The sequence below is a fragment of the Corynebacterium sp. KPL1986 genome (assembly GCF_000477975.1).
In the GTDB taxonomy this organism is placed as follows: domain Bacteria; phylum Actinomycetota; class Actinomycetes; order Mycobacteriales; family Mycobacteriaceae; genus Corynebacterium; species Corynebacterium accolens.
In genome coordinates this window covers 218226-233930 of sequence record NZ_KI515719.1, presented here as the reverse complement: position 1 = coordinate 233930, position 15705 = coordinate 218226, and the positions used below count along the sequence as shown (strand labels likewise).

Annotated in this window: 17 protein-coding genes; 9 read left to right on the top strand and 8 right to left on the bottom strand. The window is 62.8% G+C overall.

Annotation, left to right across the window (positions count from 1 at the left end; all coding sequences use genetic code 11):
- From dapD to HMPREF1287_RS01070, 5 genes are all read left to right on the top strand, one after another.
- Complete coding sequence (gene dapD / locus HMPREF1287_RS01090) at window positions 1-972, top strand: 2,3,4,5-tetrahydropyridine-2,6-dicarboxylate N-succinyltransferase (protein ID WP_005280105.1); 972 nt, start codon at window positions 1-3, stop codon at window positions 970-972.
- A gap of 101 nt (window positions 973-1073) precedes the next feature.
- Window positions 1074-2405, top strand: coding sequence for an amino acid permease (locus HMPREF1287_RS01085; protein WP_348650170.1), 1332 nt, complete (start codon window positions 1074-1076; stop codon window positions 2403-2405).
- 411 nt (window positions 2406-2816) lie between these two features.
- Window positions 2817-3662 carry a type IV toxin-antitoxin system AbiEi family antitoxin domain-containing protein gene (locus HMPREF1287_RS01080; RefSeq protein ID WP_023017729.1) on the top strand — a complete coding sequence of 282 codons (846 nt, stop codon included), beginning with the start codon at window positions 2817-2819 and terminating at the stop codon, window positions 3660-3662.
- 65 nt (window positions 3663-3727) lie between these two features.
- Window positions 3728-3937, top strand: coding sequence for a helix-turn-helix transcriptional regulator (locus tag HMPREF1287_RS01075; RefSeq protein ID WP_023017728.1), 210 nt, complete (start codon window positions 3728-3730; stop codon window positions 3935-3937).
- Window positions 3930-4391, top strand: a complete 462-nt coding sequence (locus tag HMPREF1287_RS01070; RefSeq protein ID WP_023017727.1) for a hypothetical protein — start codon at window positions 3930-3932, stop codon at window positions 4389-4391. The genes HMPREF1287_RS01075 and HMPREF1287_RS01070 overlap by 8 nt, the downstream gene beginning before the upstream one ends.
- Before the next feature lie 419 nt (window positions 4392-4810).
- Here HMPREF1287_RS01070 and HMPREF1287_RS01065 read toward each other — a convergent pair whose 3' ends face one another.
- The 7 genes from HMPREF1287_RS01065 to HMPREF1287_RS01035 are packed head-to-tail and all read right to left on the bottom strand — an operon-like array spanning window position 4811 to window position 10559.
- Window positions 4811-5371, bottom strand: coding sequence for a GtrA family protein (locus HMPREF1287_RS01065; protein WP_005280100.1), 561 nt, complete (start codon window positions 5369-5371; stop codon window positions 4811-4813).
- 29 nt (window positions 5372-5400) lie between these two features.
- Entirely contained in the window at window positions 5401-6189 is a 789-nt protein-coding gene (locus HMPREF1287_RS01060; protein WP_023017726.1) for a pseudouridine synthase, read from the bottom strand.
- 43 nt (window positions 6190-6232) lie between these two features.
- Complete coding sequence (dapC, locus tag HMPREF1287_RS01055; RefSeq protein WP_023017725.1) at window positions 6233-7321, bottom strand: succinyldiaminopimelate transaminase; 1089 nt, start codon at window positions 7319-7321, stop codon at window positions 6233-6235.
- Between the two features lie 3 nt (window positions 7322-7324).
- Window positions 7325-7648, bottom strand: a complete 324-nt coding sequence (fdxA, locus tag HMPREF1287_RS01050) for a ferredoxin (protein WP_023017724.1) — start codon at window positions 7646-7648, stop codon at window positions 7325-7327.
- Window positions 7649-7703: 55 nt separating this feature from the next.
- Window positions 7704-8081: a hypothetical protein gene (locus HMPREF1287_RS01045; RefSeq protein ID WP_005280091.1), complete on the bottom strand. Its 378-nt coding sequence runs from the start codon at window positions 8079-8081 to the stop codon at window positions 7704-7706.
- Complete coding sequence (locus tag HMPREF1287_RS01040; protein WP_023017723.1) at window positions 8081-8950, bottom strand: PIG-L family deacetylase; 870 nt, start codon at window positions 8948-8950, stop codon at window positions 8081-8083. Before HMPREF1287_RS01040 ends, HMPREF1287_RS01045 begins: the two co-directional genes overlap by 1 nt.
- Window positions 8940-10559, bottom strand: a complete 1620-nt coding sequence (locus tag HMPREF1287_RS01035; protein ID WP_023017722.1) for an ABC transporter family substrate-binding protein — start codon at window positions 10557-10559, stop codon at window positions 8940-8942. The genes HMPREF1287_RS01040 and HMPREF1287_RS01035 overlap by 11 nt, the downstream gene beginning before the upstream one ends.
- Window positions 10560-10647: 88 nt before the next feature.
- Here HMPREF1287_RS01035 and HMPREF1287_RS01030 point away from each other — a divergent pair, with 88 nt between their 5' ends.
- Window positions 10648-11304, top strand: a complete 657-nt coding sequence (locus HMPREF1287_RS01030; protein WP_023017721.1) for a GPP34 family phosphoprotein — start codon at window positions 10648-10650, stop codon at window positions 11302-11304.
- 9 nt (window positions 11305-11313) lie between these two features.
- On the opposite strand, the gene typA is transcribed toward HMPREF1287_RS01030, so the two are convergent.
- Window positions 11314-13224: a translational GTPase TypA gene (typA, locus tag HMPREF1287_RS01025; RefSeq protein ID WP_023017720.1), complete on the bottom strand. Its 1911-nt coding sequence runs from the start codon at window positions 13222-13224 to the stop codon at window positions 11314-11316.
- A gap of 271 nt (window positions 13225-13495) precedes the next feature.
- Here typA and HMPREF1287_RS01020 point away from each other — a divergent pair, with 271 nt between their 5' ends.
- The 3 genes from HMPREF1287_RS01020 to HMPREF1287_RS01010 are packed head-to-tail and all read left to right on the top strand — an operon-like array spanning window position 13496 to window position 15705.
- The gene (locus HMPREF1287_RS01020; RefSeq protein WP_023017719.1) at window positions 13496-14224 is read left to right on the top strand and encodes a hypothetical protein; all 729 of its coding nucleotides are present in this window, start codon (window positions 13496-13498) and stop codon (window positions 14222-14224) included.
- Window positions 14224-14760, top strand: a complete 537-nt coding sequence (locus HMPREF1287_RS01015) for a DUF402 domain-containing protein (RefSeq protein ID WP_023017718.1) — start codon at window positions 14224-14226, stop codon at window positions 14758-14760. Before HMPREF1287_RS01020 ends, HMPREF1287_RS01015 begins: the two co-directional genes overlap by 1 nt.
- Window positions 14761-14763: 3 nt before the next feature.
- On the top strand, window positions 14764-15705 hold the full coding sequence (locus HMPREF1287_RS01010) for a DUF808 domain-containing protein (protein ID WP_023017717.1): 942 nt from the start codon (window positions 14764-14766) through the stop codon (window positions 15703-15705).

Here is a 15705-nt window from a genome sequence, read left to right as displayed (position 1 = left end):
ATGACTTCTGCATCCGCACGTGGCCTGGCAACCATTACCCACGACGGCACCGTCTTGGACGTTTGGTTCCCAGCAGTTCATACCGATAAGCAAGTAGAGACCACCGGCACGACGCGTTTGGAGGAGACTCCGCAGCAGTTCTCCGCCCTCGTCGGCCCCGATGAAGAACGTGGCGTGGCCCGCGTGGCGGTGGAAACCTCCATCGCTGACCTCGACGAGGCCCCCACCGATACTTACGACGCCTACCTACGCCTCCACCTGCTCTCCCACCGCGAGGTAAAGCCGCATGGCCTCAACATGGACGGCATCTTCCGCCACCTCAATAACGTGGTCTGGACCAACTACGGCCCCTGCGCCGTCTCCGATTTCCAGATGGTGCGCGGCCGCCTCGCCTCCCGCGGCCCCGTCGTGGTCTACTCCGTGGACAAGTTCCCCCGCATGGTGGACTACGTTGTCCCCTCCGGCGTGCGCATCGGTGACGCCGATCGCGTTCGCTTGGGCGCCCACCTGGCAGAGGGCACCACGGTCATGCACGAGGGCTTCGTCAACTTCAACGCCGGCACCCTGGGCGCTTCCATGGTGGAAGGTCGCATTTCCGCGGGCGTCGTCGTGGGCGATGGCTCCGATATCGGCGGCGGCGCCTCCATCATGGGCACCCTGTCCGGCGGCGGCAAGGAAGTTATTTCCATCGGCGAGCGCTGCCTACTCGGCGCTAACTCGGGTATTGGCATTTCGCTTGGCGATGACGCCGTTGTCGAAGCCGGCCTCTACGTCACCGCCGGCACCAAGGTCGCCGTCTTTGGCAAGGTGGCTGAGGCCCTGGGCGTCGGCAATGGCGAGGCCGTCAAGGGCTCCCAACTCTCCGGTGCCTCCGGCCTACTGCTGCGCCGCAATTCCGTCTCCGGTGCCGTCGAGGCCGTGGAGTGGAATGCTGAGGCCGTCGCACTGAACGAGGACCTCCACAAGAATTAACGCCACCCCAATTCCGGTGCCCTGCGGCCGAGAAATACCATGGAGAAGTGTCTGATAACTCTTCTACCCTTGGTTCTGGCCTGAAGGTCCGCCACCTGACCATGATGGGGCTTGGCTCCACCATTGGCGCCGGTCTCTTCCTTGGCACGGGCGTCGGCATTTCCGCCGCCGGCCCAGCGGTGATCATCGCCTACGCGATCGCCGGCTTCCTCGCCATCCTCGTGATGCAAATGCTCGGAGAGATGGGAACGGTCATCCCTGCCTCCGGCTCCTTTTCCGAATACGCCGAGCACGGCATCGGCCGCTGGGCGGGCTTTACCCAAGGGTGGATCTACTGGTGTGCCACCGTCGCCGTCCTTGGCGCCGAAATCACCGGCGCCGCAGGCTTCATCGGCTCGTGGTTCGACGTCCCGCCCTGGATCCCCGCCGCCATCTGCGTCGCCGTCTTCGGCCTCGTCAACTTGCTGCGCGTGCGCACCTTCGGCGAGTTCGAGTACTGGTTCGCGCTCATCAAGGTCGCCGTCATCATCGCTTTCCTCATCATCGGCGTCCTCCTCATCTTCGGCCTCCTGCCCGGCCACACCTTCGTGGGCACATCCGTCTTCCTTGCCGATGGCTTCATGCCCAACGGCCTCGGCGGCGTCGCCGCCGGACTGCTAGCCGTAGCCTTCGCCTTCGGCGGCATCGAGGTCGTCGCCATCGCCTCCGCCGAATCCGAGGATCCCGAAAAATCCCTGGTCAACGCCGTGCGATCCACCATCCTGCGCATCTCCGTGTTCTACCTGGGCTCCGTCCTCGTCATCACGTTCCTGCTTCCCTATTCCAGCCTGGATGCCGCCTCCACCGCCGCCGAATCGCCCTTTACCATGGTCCTCGACCGCGCCGGCATCCCCGGTGCCGCCGGCATCATGGAGGTCATCATCGTCCTCGCGCTGCTATCCGCCTTCAACGCGCAAATCTTCGCCTCCTCCCGCATGATGCACTCGCTCGCCGCCCGCGGCGAGGCCCCGCGCATCTTCGCCGCCACCAATACCGAGGGCGTTCCCACCACCGCCATCGCCCTGTCCGTCGCACTGTCCGCGCTCATGGTCGTCCTCAATTACGCCGATACCGGCTGGTTGCTCACCTTCATGCTCAACGCCGCCGGCGCTTCCCTGCTCATCGTCTGGGTCTTCATTGCCGTCAGCCAGCTGCGCCTGCGCCGCCAACTCGAGGCCCTGCATCCCCTCCCCATCCGCATGTGGGCCTTCCCCTATCTCACCTGGTTCGCCCTCGGCCTCTTCGCGGCCATCGCGGTGCTCATGCTTACCGATGCCACCGCCCGCACCCAACTCCTCTCCGCCGCCGCCATGTTCGCGGTGCTCGCCATCGCGGGCGTGCTCAATTCCAAGGCTCGCGGCATCGACCCGACCTCCACGCTCCCTCTGATCTAGCGGCCACTCCCCGCCTCCAGCCCACCATCACTGCCCTCACGCCCCATTACCCCGCCCTTCGCGCTCACCAGCGCTGGGCGGGGTACGGCGTTTTCACCTCCCGGTGAGCGCGACGGGTGTGGGGCCGCCCCTCGCGGTCACGGGGAGGAGGAAATGGGCATCGGAAAGCGTGGGCGTGAGCACAAAGGGCGGGCTGGGACCACACTCGCCTCTCGCGCTCACCAGGGGACGTTCCAGCGCACCCAAGTGGCCGCCGGTGAGCGCGAAGGGTGGCATGGAGGGAGGGTTGCGGGGAAGTTATCCACAGGGCAGCGGCGAGAATAGCGCGCGGGAACGCAAAATGGGACGGTTATCCACAGGCTAGCGAAATCCGTATGGACGGGGAGGCGGCCGCTTCTTTAGGTTGAAGCCATGGGGGCATGGACGACTGCGCAGTTGCGCGAGCAGGGGCTAGGCAAGGACACGATTCGGCGACGGGTGCGCGCGGGGAAGCTATTCCGCGTGCACCGGGGGATTTATACCGACGAGTGGTCGCCGCTGGCGGTGGCGAAGGCGCTGGTGCATGGGCTGAGCCGCATTCATTTTACGGGGAAGACCGCGCAAGAAATTCACCTCGACCGGCCGCTGACGTTTCCGCTGGAGGCGGAGGGCCCGCGCACGCTGCGGGGTAAGAATTTCCGGGTTTCGCATTCTCGCCTCAAGGCAACGAGCCTAGTCAAAGGGCTGCCGGTGGTGCAGGTTCTGTGGGCTGCTCGCAAGATTGCTAGGGCCTGTGGCCCGCTGCTGGAAGAGTTTTACCGCGGTGAAAAGGGGCCCGGCCGGCTGGACCGGGACCGCAAACGAATGGGCCGGACACCGCGCGCGTTGAAGGAGACGATTCGGCGCTCCGCCATCGGCGCGGATAGCCCGCCGGAGCGGAAAGTCAGCCGCGCGCTGCGCGCAGAAGGCATTATCCCTGTTCACAACGCCCTAGTGTGTGGCTACCGCTTCGACCTACTGATGGGCAAGCTCATCGTGGAAATCGATGGTTGGACCTACCGCAGCCACAGCATCGCGTTCCAGGCCGACCGTTCCAAACAGAACGCCGCAACCGCACACGGGTACACGGTCCTGCGCTTTACTGCCGATGACGTCACGCACCACCTTGACCAAGTCATCCTGCTTATCAAAGCCACCCGTGACCTGCTCAAAGGCCGCAAGCCACAGCTTCCCATGTCCGCCACCCAGCCATATTGGCGCTGGCATCTATGCGTCTAACCCTTGCCATAATGTCAATTTTACTTTACATTAAGTCATGTAAACACGACAAGAGAGGTGATGATGTGGCCGGACAACCCAACATGGTCCGCAAGTGGCGGCGCTGGCGCGAATGGTCGCAAGGCGAACTAGCAGAGCGCGTCGGCGTCTCCCGGCAAACTATCGCAAATATCGAACGCGGCAACTACTCCCCGTCCGTGCACCTCGCATTGGACATCTGCCACGAACTAAACAAAACAGTCGAAGAAATCTTTGGAGCTGAACAACATGATTAACGCCATCGCAAACATATCCCTCAACCACATCGAGCGCGCCTCCACCGACGAGTTCGAACGCGACATCCTCACCAAGGCCTCCGCCATCACCCTGACCCCAATCACATTCCTCGAGCTCATCGTCGCCGCCATCCTCGCGTGGTCCCTCCCCGGCCGCCTCAGCCTCTTCGCCTTGCTCGCCATCATCCCCTCCATCGCCGGCACCTCCCTCAGCACCGCCTACATCGCCACCCCAACGGTCCGCTCCAATTGGACCTTAACCGCCCTTTACCTCATCCCGATGTTTATCTGCTTCGCCGGCATCGCCTACCACGCCTTCGCGCTTTCCGATGCCGCCCCCTACCTCATCGGCGCCACCGTAGGTGCCATCACGTCCGTCCTCATCTCGCCCGCACTCCGACGGAAGCAAAACCGCCGCGACCAGTCCCGCCTCGACGCCGAGCTCGAGGACTAATGCTCACTCCCACCGCCATCACGCACTCCACCACCCGCCCTTCGCGCTCACCGCGGACAGCGGGTGGTTTCCGTTTGCTACGCCCCGTGAGCGCGAAGGGGCTAGCGTCAGCGGCGCCCGGCCTTCCCGCCCTTGCCGCTCACAGGGAGTAGGTTTCACCGCCGGCAACTGTTGTCGGTGAGCGCGAAGGGCGAGGCCTCCCGTGCCGCTCACCGGGGGCGAGCGCTGCGCACGACAACCACCTTCCCGTGAGCGCGAAGAGATGAGTGCCCCGCACGCACTCGCTTGGCGATGCCCCTCCCCGCCCTTGCCGCTCACCGGCGGGTACAAAAAGACCCCAGCAGCCCCCGCTGGTGAGCGCGAAGGGCGGGGCCGGGGTGGCGAAACGAGCCGGGCTAGGCAGAGCTAGGAGCAGGTAGTTAAACCGGCGCGACCTCGTCGACGACGACGGGCTTATTGGGCTTGGAGCGGAACGTCCAGAGCTTGTTGATGATGAAGTTGATGGGCATCGCCACCACGATGGAAATGGCCTGCGCCCAATAGGACTTGGTGCGCAATCCGGTGGAGTTATCGAAGACATCGGTGGGCAGACCCACGGGCGAGTTGGGGTTCATGAGCAGCGTCAGGATGACCTGACTGACGATAAACGCCCCGATTCCCGCCAAAAGGAACGGGAAGAAACCGCGAATCCAGGACACCTTGGACACGGTACGGAAGGTCCACATACGGTTGAGCTGGTAGTTCCAGGTATTGGCCACGAGGAAGGAAATGGTGGCAAAGACGTGGTACCAGCGAATGTGGAATGCAGAACCGAAGAGGTTCATGAAGGGATCCTCGGCAAAGATATCCGCCGCGCCAAAGAGCTTCTGCGCGAGAAAATACACGAAGAGGTTAACCGCGGTACCCGAGCCGCCGACAAGACCGAACTTAAGGAATTGCCCAAAATTGGACGCAAAGCGCGCAACGCTGAGGTCTGCCATGGGCCGCCTTTCTTGCCGGAGGTTAGTAATTACCTGATTGTAGTTCCTAAGCCCCGCGAACTGAAAAACTGACGCTCCGAATGTGATAAAGGATCTATAAAAGATATAGTTTCGTGCAGCAAGGAAAGCGGACACGAGAAATCGTAGAGGTCGAGCGGACGCGGCGTGGGATAGGTGTCATCGCCAATGAGCGGGCTCCCAAGGTGGTTCAGCAGCACCCGCAGCTGGTGCGTATGCCCGGTCCGCGGCCACATGGTCACCTCCCGCCCCGCAGCGCGCACATACGTCGAAGTCGGCGTGCCATTATCAGCCACGAGCACCTGCCTGCTGCCCCGCGGCTTGTGCATCGGCAGCCTGATTTCCTCATCGCAGAAAAGCGGCTGCTTGACGATGCCTCTATACCTCTTCACCGCCCTCCCCTCCAGGAAGATGCGCTGGTAGTCCGCGCGGGTCGCAGGATTGCGCGAGCAGATGACGAGACCGGCGGTCAGACGGTCGAGGCGGTGAAGCGGCACGATTTCGTCTTCGCCGAAGTCCACGCGCAGCCGGGTTTGCAGGGTCTCGCGCTGCAAGCGACCATTCGTGGTGGTGGGAAGAAAGTGCGGTTTATCGGCAACGATGATGTCTTCATCCGCGTGGACGACGGTGTATCCAAAAGGGATCGGATCCTCCGGCGGGACGACGGGATGGTGCCACACGGGGATGGGGCGCGAAAGAACCGCACCCGCGGGAAGGAGGGTTCCCTCCGGAAAGGGCGAGTCCCCGGCACGGGCGGCCCAGTACTCGCCTTCTAAAGGAACGCGATCGCGCAAGACCACCCTGCGAGGAGAAATCCCCTCCCGCGCAGGAGGACGAGGCGAGTTAGGCACTGGCGAGGCGTTCGACGGCGGCGCGCACCCGCTCGTCGGTGCCGTTTAAGCCAATGCGCACGTGTTGTGCGCCCGAGGGACCGTAGAAATCACCGGGGGCAGCGAGGATGCCCAAAGAAGCCAACCAGTCGATGGTCTCGCGGCAGTCTTCGCCGCGGGTGGCCCAGAGGTACAGGCCGGCGTCCGAGTGGTCAATGGTAAAGCCCGCCTTGATGAGCGCCTGCATCAATTCGGCGCGGCGCGCGGCGTAGCGCTGGCGTTGGAGGGCTTCGGTGGGGTCATCGTCAAGCGCGGCAACCATCGCCGCCTGAATCGGGCCTGGCACGATGAGGCCGGCGTGCTTGCGCAGCTCTAGGAGCTCCGCGATGAGGTCATTATCGCCGGCGAAGAATCCGGCGCGGTAGGAGGCCATATTCGCGGACTTAGACAGCGAATGCATGGCGATAAGCCCGGTATTATCGCCGTCGGTCACGCGGGGATCCAGGATGGATACCGGCGGGTTGTCGTCGTTCCAGCCCAAGCCCATATAGCACTCGTCGGAGGCGATGATGGCGCCCGTCGAGCGGGCCCAGGCCACGATGCGGCGCAGCTCCTCTACCCCAGCGACTCGGCCAGTAGGGTTGGATGGGGAATTAATGAATACCAGGGAGGCGTCCTGAAAGTCCTCGTCAGCGCGCAGGGGCGTGGCCCCAGCGAGGAGGGCGCCGACCTCGTAGGTGGGATAGGCCACCGAGGGGAAGGCGACGGTCTCGCCGCGCATGCCCAACAGGGTGGGCAGCCACGCGATGGCCTCCTTCGTGCCCACCACGGGCAGGACGCGGTCCACGTCCATGTGGTAGCGGCGGCGGAGGGCTGAGGCGATGGCTTCGCGCAGCTCGGGCGTGCCCTGCGTTTGCGGGTAGCCGGGGGCCTCGGCGGCAGAGGACAGCGCCAGCTGCACGCCGGGGGCGACCGGATCTACGGGGTTGCCCACCGAAAGGTCAACGATTCCATCTGGGTGCGCCTGGGCCTTCTTCTTGGCGCCAGCCAGCGAGTTCCAGGGGAAATCCGGAAGCGATTGTCCTAGCGGTGTGCGGGCCATGAATTACTCCTGATTCTGTGGGGGCAGCGCGGCTACCATTGACGCATCGAAATCTTGCGGGCCAAGGGCTGCCGCTCCACCGGGTGAGCCCAAGTCATCGAAGAATGCTGCGTTGGCATCGTTGTAATCGATCCACTCATCGGGAACGTCGTCCTCGTAGAAGATGGCTTCTACCGGGCATGCGGGCTCGCAGGCGCCGCAATCCACGCACTCATCTGGGTGGATGTAGAGCATGCGCTTGCCTTCGTAGATGCAATCGACGGGGCATTCCTCAACACAGCCGCGGTCCATTACATCAACGCAAGGTTGAGCGATTGTATAAGTCATGGAGAATCCTTGAATCTTCCTGATTTCATGGGGTTGGGGGATGAAATATAGTATGTCACTTCTGCTTTAGGAAAGGCCAAACGCCGCCGCCAATCCCAGCCAAAAGCAGGAGCAAGCTGAGAATATTATTGCCCACTATGACATCGCCGGTAATCGGAACCAGGAGCATAAGCCCGAAAAAGCCCAGGCCCCAGACGATGAGCGGGATGGCCGCGATGTAAGTACTATCACTCCACAGCCGCGCGGTGCGGGTTAACACCACATTGAATGCGGCGGCGATGAGGATGGTGATGGGAAACGCGATGCTCGCGCCATCAGCCAGCGGAATCCGGGCAGTGAGGTAAATGACTTCCAGAAACAGCGATAGCAGGGCGCCGAGGGAGAGCCAGATAAGCCCGGTAACCTGCTCGCCGCGGCTAAAATCAGTGCGCATTACAGATCCCCTAGGAGGTCGCGTGCGGGCTCGCCCCTGCCGAGTTGGAAGTATTCGGCACGCAGCAACGGCATGAGCAATCTATTGGACAGGCAGTAGGCCCCTGGCACCGCGGCGGGGTCGTGGACGGCGGCCACGGCGGCCTCGGGGTTGGTGGCGGTGGTGCTGCCATCGGCCAGCCAGATTTGCGTGGCGTGGGCGCGCATGGCGGCGCGTTTGGCGTGCAGGGCGGCATCGTCAAGCGCGAAGGTCAGATCCGCGCCGGCGGTGGTGAAATTATCCAGGTACGCGGCATCGGGTTTGCGCCAGCCCGCCGGCGCATCGAGGGTGTCCAGGCCGGCGTAATTGGCGTCGCGGTCAAAGATCGCCCACCAGATACGCGTGCTTGCCGATGCCGCCTTTTCCACCACCCTATGCACCGCCACGTGGTCCGGGTGGTTATAGCCGCCGTCTGGCCCATAGGTCAGGATGGCGTGCGGCTGGAGCACCTCTAATTCCGCGCGGAGCAAATCTGCCGCCTCATCCAGGCGATTGACCAGCGCGCGGGGGTTGTCGTGAGAGGGAGATCCCACCATGCCAGAATCGTGGAAGTGGCCGAATCCACCCAGCTGTATGCCCTCTACGCCTAAGGCAGTGAGGGCGCAGGCCAATTCGCGGGCGCGGAAGCCGCCGAGCTGATGGTGCTCGGCAAGACCTTGATAGGGCGCGCCGATGACCTCGCCGTCCTCGCCAAGGGTAAGGGTGATGACCGTGACCTGTGCCCCGCACGCGGCCAGGGTGGCAAGGGTGCCGCCGGTAAAAAGCGTTTCATCATCGGGGTGCGCGTGTACGGCAACAACGCGGTAGCCCACCAAGTCCTTAGTCCTCATCTATCCTCCAAACCGGCGCTGTGACCAGACCTTTATCCCAGTCATCAATACTTTGGCCGGGGCCTACAATACCCTCCCCCAGCGCGTGCACACGCGTTTCATCTAAGAGCGGGACGTATAACACGTCCTGGGCGTTGATCTCGCGGATTCGCCCCAGCGCGGTGGAGGGGCTTATCTTTCCGGAAAGGATGTCCATGCGCGTTGCGGCGGCGTTGTCGGGGCAGAACCCGGAGAGATCGCCTGCGAGCGGTTCGTTTTCGGCGCAGTTGAAGATGTTCGCGGCCGACAGCGAGGTTAAGGTGATATCCTCCCAGGTCACCACCGCATCAACCTTGCCTTCAGGAAGCAGCTTAGTGGTAATGGTGGTAAGCCTATCGGTGGTGACCTCGGCGGGGATGCCGTGAGCCTCGAGGACATCGTAAAGCGTATTTGCCGCAGCCAAAGCCGTGGGGCTGGTCGGATCGACGGCGAAGCGGATGGGTTTCTTGCTGGCGCGCTCGCGCAGGGCGGTCAGGTTCGCCTCGCCGGAGACCGGGTTATGCCCGGCCTTCAGGTTGGAGGCGCGGCCGGTGGCGAGACGGGCGACCTGCCCGGTATCGATAAGCGAGGCCAGACCGCGTCGCGCGGCGGCGTCCTCCAAGGCTCCTTGCTCGGTGGACATGTGCAAGCGCAGCTGGCGCGGGCGGGTGACCGTCTTATCGCTCACGTGCCCGAGCAAGCCAAGCGCCTCCTGCGAGGTCTGATCCGGGGTGAAGTCCGCGAACCCAATCTGGCCGGAGCGCAGCATATTCAGCGCCTGGGTGCTATCGCGCACCTCGCGCAGCTGGACGACGTCGATATGGGCGGGGTCGGCACCCCAAAAACGATCGTTGCGGTTGAGGGTGATGACCCCGCGGCTGCGGTCCACGCTATCGACCGAGAAGCGGCCGGCGGAGGCTGGGATGTCATTGGCCAGCGCCGAATCGAAATCGGAATTTTGCAACAGGTGCGAGGGCAGGAGTTGGTTGAATAGCTGCTTCCAATCTTTAACCCGCTCCGCAAAATCCACCGTCACCACGCGCCCGCCATCGGAGGTGGTCACCGCGGAAATGGCGCGGTAGCCCGCCGGGTCCTTGACGCCTGCGGTGGTGATCATCTTCTTCCACAGGTAGTTGAAATCCGCCCCGGAAATCGGGGTGCCATCGGACCACTGCGCGGGAGTGGCGATGACGTAGCGCACCCGCTGGGCTACGCCCTCCGGCGCGGTGACCTCCGCGGCGGATTCTAGGACGTCTGTATCCATGCGTCCCCAGTGGAACGTCGACGGCAAGACCAGCTCGGCGATTTGATCCACGAGCTCGGAGTTATTGGCCACCAGGTGTGGGTTAAGTCCGGCGCGCAGCGGATCGACACCGATGGAAATGGTAGGCCGCGACTTTTCTTCCTCCGCGCGCGGCGGCTCGTTATCCGTCGTGGTCGTGAAGGATTCCGTTTCCTGGGCGGTAGATTCCTGGTCATCCGAGTCTTCTACCACCGGCGGTGGGCCAGGATTGGCCGAGCACCCGCTGACAAATGCGAGGCCGATGGCGGCAGTGGCAGCAAGTGCACGGGCCTTGAGACTATTTTTCATCGCGGACTACTTTAATACCTTCTTCCCGCCACACGAAGATTCTGCGGGCTAAACTCGAGCAAAATCACTGTTGAAGGGATTCCCCACCATGCTTATCTGCCAAGAAATGTTCCTCCTGCTTACCAAGGACAACGGTAAAAAGGAGGTGCTATCAAATAATGAAACCGCCCTGCGCGCGGGCCTTTTTAGCGATTTGCTCCTGCACGAGGCGGTTGCCATAACTGCAAAGAATAAGGTGCACGCCACTGATAAAAAGCCAGAGCACCCGGTGCTTGCCTGGGCGTGGGATAGCCTGCACGAGCACCGGACCGGCTCGGTAAAAACGCTGCTGCAGGCGCGGTGGTTCTCCCCACGCGAGAAGATTGCCCAGGATTTTCAGGACCGCGGCCAATTGGAGATCGAGGATTCCGCGTGGTGGCAGCTGGGCGGTGACCGTTACATCATGACGGATACGGCGCTAGAAGATGAGGTGCGCGAGAGGCTCGCCGCGGTGCTTGACGGCACCCAAAACCCAAGCACCAAAGACATGATTATCTTGGATATTCTGCGCGAGGTTAATGGGGCCTATCCCCTACTCAAGGAGGATGCGCCCGAAATGAAACGCCGGGAGATGCGCAACCGCATCAAAGAATTAAAACAACAGGTGGAATACGACGATGCCGCCGCCTCTGCGGTAAAAACCATTTTGCAGGAGACGACGGCGATTATCGCGGCGGTTGCGGTATCAACCGCAGGCACTACTTAGGCCGGCAGGTTACTTCTTCATCTGCTTAGCGCGGGAAGCGGCGCGCTTGCGGTCGGTGGCGGAAAGCTCCAGCTTGCGCACGCGCAGCACGTCTGGGGCGACCTCGACGCACTCGTCGTTGCCACAAAATTCCAGCGCTTCCTCCAGCGAGAGCGTGTGGGCCTTGGCCAGGGTGACCGTGGCGTCTGCGGTGGCAGAGCGCATATTGGTCAGCTTCTTTTCCTTGGTGATATTGATGTCAATATCCTCATCGCGGTTATTGGCACCTACCACCATGCCTTCGTAGGCCTCGGCGCCTGGCTCGACGAAGAAGTTGCCGCGGTCAGCCAGCTGCATCAGTGCGTACTGGGTGATCTGGCCGGTGCGGTCAGCCACCAAAGAGCCGGTGGCGCGGGACTTGATTTCGTCGGCCCAGACATCGAGGCCATCGGAAATGGAGTTGGCGATGCCGGCACCGCGGGTCTCGGTCATGAACTGGGTGCGGAAACCGATGAGTCCGCGGGAGGGAACGCGGAAGATCATGCGCACCCAGTCACCCTCGCGCACGTCCATGGACTGCATCTGGCCCTTGCGGGAGGCCAGCAGCTGGGTGATGGCACCCTGGTGCTCCGACGGGGAGTCGATGGTGAGGATCTCATAAGGCTCGTAGGTCTTGCCATCGATCTGCTGGGTCACAACCTGCGGCTTACCGATGGTCAGCTCGAAGCCCTCGCGACGCATGGACTCGATGAGCACGGACAGAGCCATCTCGCCGCGGCCCTGAACCTCCCAGGTATCGGGGCGCTCGGTGGGCAGCACGCGCAGGGAGACGTTACCGATAAGCTCCTGCTCCAGGCGGGCCTTGACCATGCGGGCGGTCAGCTTGGTGCCGCCGCCGCGGCCTGCCATCGGCGAGGTGTTGACGCCGATGGTCATGGAGATGGCCGGCTCATCAACGGTGATGCGTGGCAGGGCCTCGGGGTTTTCTGGATCGGCGATGGTGTCACCAATCATGACATCGGAGATACCAGAGATGGCGACGATATCGCCGGCGATGGCCTCTTCGGCCGGCTGACGCTCGAAGCCGACGGTGCGCAGCAGCTCGGCGACCTTGACGGTCTTGGTGTGCTGGTTGCCCTCATCGTCGTAGTGGATCCAAGCCACCTGCTGGCCCTTCTTGATGCGGCCGGCGTAGATACGCAGCAGCGCGATACGGCCGAGGAAGTCGGAGGCGTCCAGGTTGGTCACGTGCGCCTGCAGCGGGGCATCGACGGTAGCGGAAGGCTCGGGCAGGACGTTGTAGATGACATCGAAAAGCGCCTGCAGGTCCTCGCTATCGGGGACGTTGCCATCGCCCGGGTTCTCGGTGGAGGCAACGCCGGCGCGGCCAGAGGCGTACAGGACCGGGAGATCGAGCAGTTCTTCGGCGGCGGCTGCGGCTTCCTCATCCTCGAGGCCGGCGGCGATTTCCAGCAGCAGGTCCTGGGACTCGGTGACAACCTCGTCGATGCGGGCATCGGGGCGGTCGGTCTTATTCACGCAGACGATAACCGGCAGCTTGGCCTCTAGCGCCTTGGTCAGGACGAAGCGGGTCTGTGGGAGGGGGCCCTCAGAGGCATCGACAAGCAGCACGACGCCGTCCACCATGGAAATGCCGCGCTCGACCTCGCCGCCGAAGTCGGCGTGGCCCGGGGTGTCGATGACGTTGATGATGAGGTCTGCGCCGTCCTTGCCCAGACCCTGGCGGCGGATGGCCGTGTTCTTGGCCAAAATGGTAATGCCGCGCTCGCGCTCCTGATCGTTGGAGTCCATGACGCGGTCCGTGTGCTCACCGTGTTCGCCAAAGGCACCGGACTGCTCCAGCATGCCGTTGACCAACGTGGTCTTGCCATGGTCAACGTGCGCGACAATGGCAACATTACGGAACTCGGTATTACTCACTAGTTGGGTTCTCCTTCGGAGGATCTACAAGCGCTGGTGCGCGAGAAATGTTCTTGAACGACGTCCTACGATACCCCCTAACAGGGCATAGTGCAGCATCGGGGAGCCAAGACGCGACCTATGCCACCCCGTAACGTCTCGCGCGCTCGAAACGACCTAGTACTTGACACTTCCCAGCGGATCACTATCGTTACTAGAGTTATTATTGTTACTGATGTGATTAATGGGGCTGTATTGCTTTCCCTCCGCGAGATAACAAGGACCTGATACCGTGAGCCACGCCCGAACCTCTTGGCGCCTAAGCGGGCGCACCGGCTATATCGCCGCTGCCACCGCCGCACTAATTGGCCTTGCCTCTCCCCTGGTTGCGCCCGCGCAGGCCTTCGCCCCGGATCTCTCCTCGCTGGCCCAGCAGCACTTGCCCGCCAGCCCCTTAGATGAGCTCGGCCGCCCCACCCCGGAGACCCAGGACCGCGTGCGCGCCTTTGCCGCACAGCCGTGGATCCCCGAAGAGGCCCGCAATGCAATCCTGTCAGGCCTGGCCTTCTTTGCCGGCAACGGCGACGGCGATGGCGGCGTCGCCTTACCACAAGGCGATAACCCGCACTTCCGGCAGTTCTACTGGCCCACCGTCTCCGCGCACTGCATCGGCGGCACCAACGCCGCCACCGGCTCTGCCATCGCGGTCCCCGGACCCACAGAGATTCCCGCCCCGGGCGCCGGCGAGGGCGAGACCGCCTTCCTCTTTACCGCCCTGGGCACCCCACCGGCAGCACCGGATCAAGGCGGCATGCATGTGCAGTGGTTCAATATCAATACCCTGCAAAGCGGCATTACCCCGCTGCACAATAACGGCATCAACCAGGATGGGCCCACGACGCTCTCCGGCACCGCGCACACGGGCAAGGGCCTGGTCATCGCGCTGCTTTCCGGCTCCGTTAATACCACCGAGGCGCGCTGCGATTTCGCCCCCACCGCCGCCTTCCTGGAGGTGAAGTAATGGCCGTTGATCTCCACCCAGTCAAGCGCGAGACCTTTAATACCGCGGATTTTACCAATACCGATCCCAAAGGTTACCTCCGCCAAGTCGATACCTACACCGAAACCGAGTTCGGCCTGTACATGGCCCGCGGCGCCGATCACCCGCGCTTTGGCTACCTCGAATCCTGGCTCCTGCCAAGCCTCAACCTGCGCGCGAATATCTTCCACTTCCGCCCCGGCGTTGAGGTAGAGCAGGACTTTTATATCGACGTCGCCGAAATCCAGCGCCACGGCAACGAGTGGACCACCCGCGATCTCTACGTTGACCTGGTGACCACCACCGGCGAGCCCATCACCGTCCTCGACATCGACGAGCTCTCCGCGGCGACGTCTGCGGGCCTCATTTCCGCCGAGGACGCCGAGCTCGCCATCGATACCACCCTGAACGCGGTCGAGGGAATTACCCGCCACGGCGACGATGCAATGGCCTGGCTTGCCCACCACGGCATAAACTTGTCCTGGTCAGGCAACGTAACTTTAGCCCCCGAAGGATAAGCCATGGCCGGTGGCCTTTTCGCCCTGCTTGACGATGTCTCCTTAATCGCCCGCGCCGCCGCCTCCAGCGTCGACGATGTGGCCGCCCTAGGCGGCAAGACCTCCATGAAGGCCATCGGCGTCGTCGTCGATGATGCCGCGGTAACCCCGCAATACGTCGAGGGCATCAAACCGCAGCGTGAGCTGCCGATGATCTGGCGCATCACCAAGGGCTCGCTCATCAATAAGCTCGTCATCATCTTGCCTATTGCGATGATCCTGTCCTGGATCGCGCCGTGGGCGCTGACACCCATCTTGATGTGCGGCGGTACCTATTTGTGTTTCGAAGGCGCGGAAAAGATCCTCTCCTTCTTCCACTCCAGCCCAAGCGATGCCACCGATACCGTCCAGCACAAGGGCCCCGAGGCCGAAGATAGCCTGGTGAAATCCGCCATCACCACCGATCTCATCCTGTCCGCTGAAATCATGGTGATTTCCTTAAATGAGGTCATCGATCAGCCCTTCTGGCTGCGCCTCGGCGCGCTCATTGCCGTCGGCATCATCTTGACCCTGGGCGTCTACGGCGCCGTGGGGCTGCTGGTCAAGATGGATGACATCGGACTTGCCTTAACCCAGCGCCGCGATGGCAACTCCCTTCTCGGCAATGCCCTGGTCAAGGGCATGCCCATCGTGCTCGATATCATCGGCATTATCGGTACCGCCGCCATGTTGTGGGTAGGCGGGCATATCGTCACCACGGGCCTGCATGAATTCGGGGTGGACCAGCCGCATGGGCTTATCGAGTCCGCCACTGAACACATCCACAATGGTGCGCTGAGCTGGCTCGCCGAAACCGGCCTGTCCATGGTGTGCGGGCTCATCCTCGGCCTTGTCATCGCCAGCATCGTCATGGCCGTGAAGGCCTCGACCGGCTCGCCGTCTGCCACCTCGGTAGCGCAGCACTAA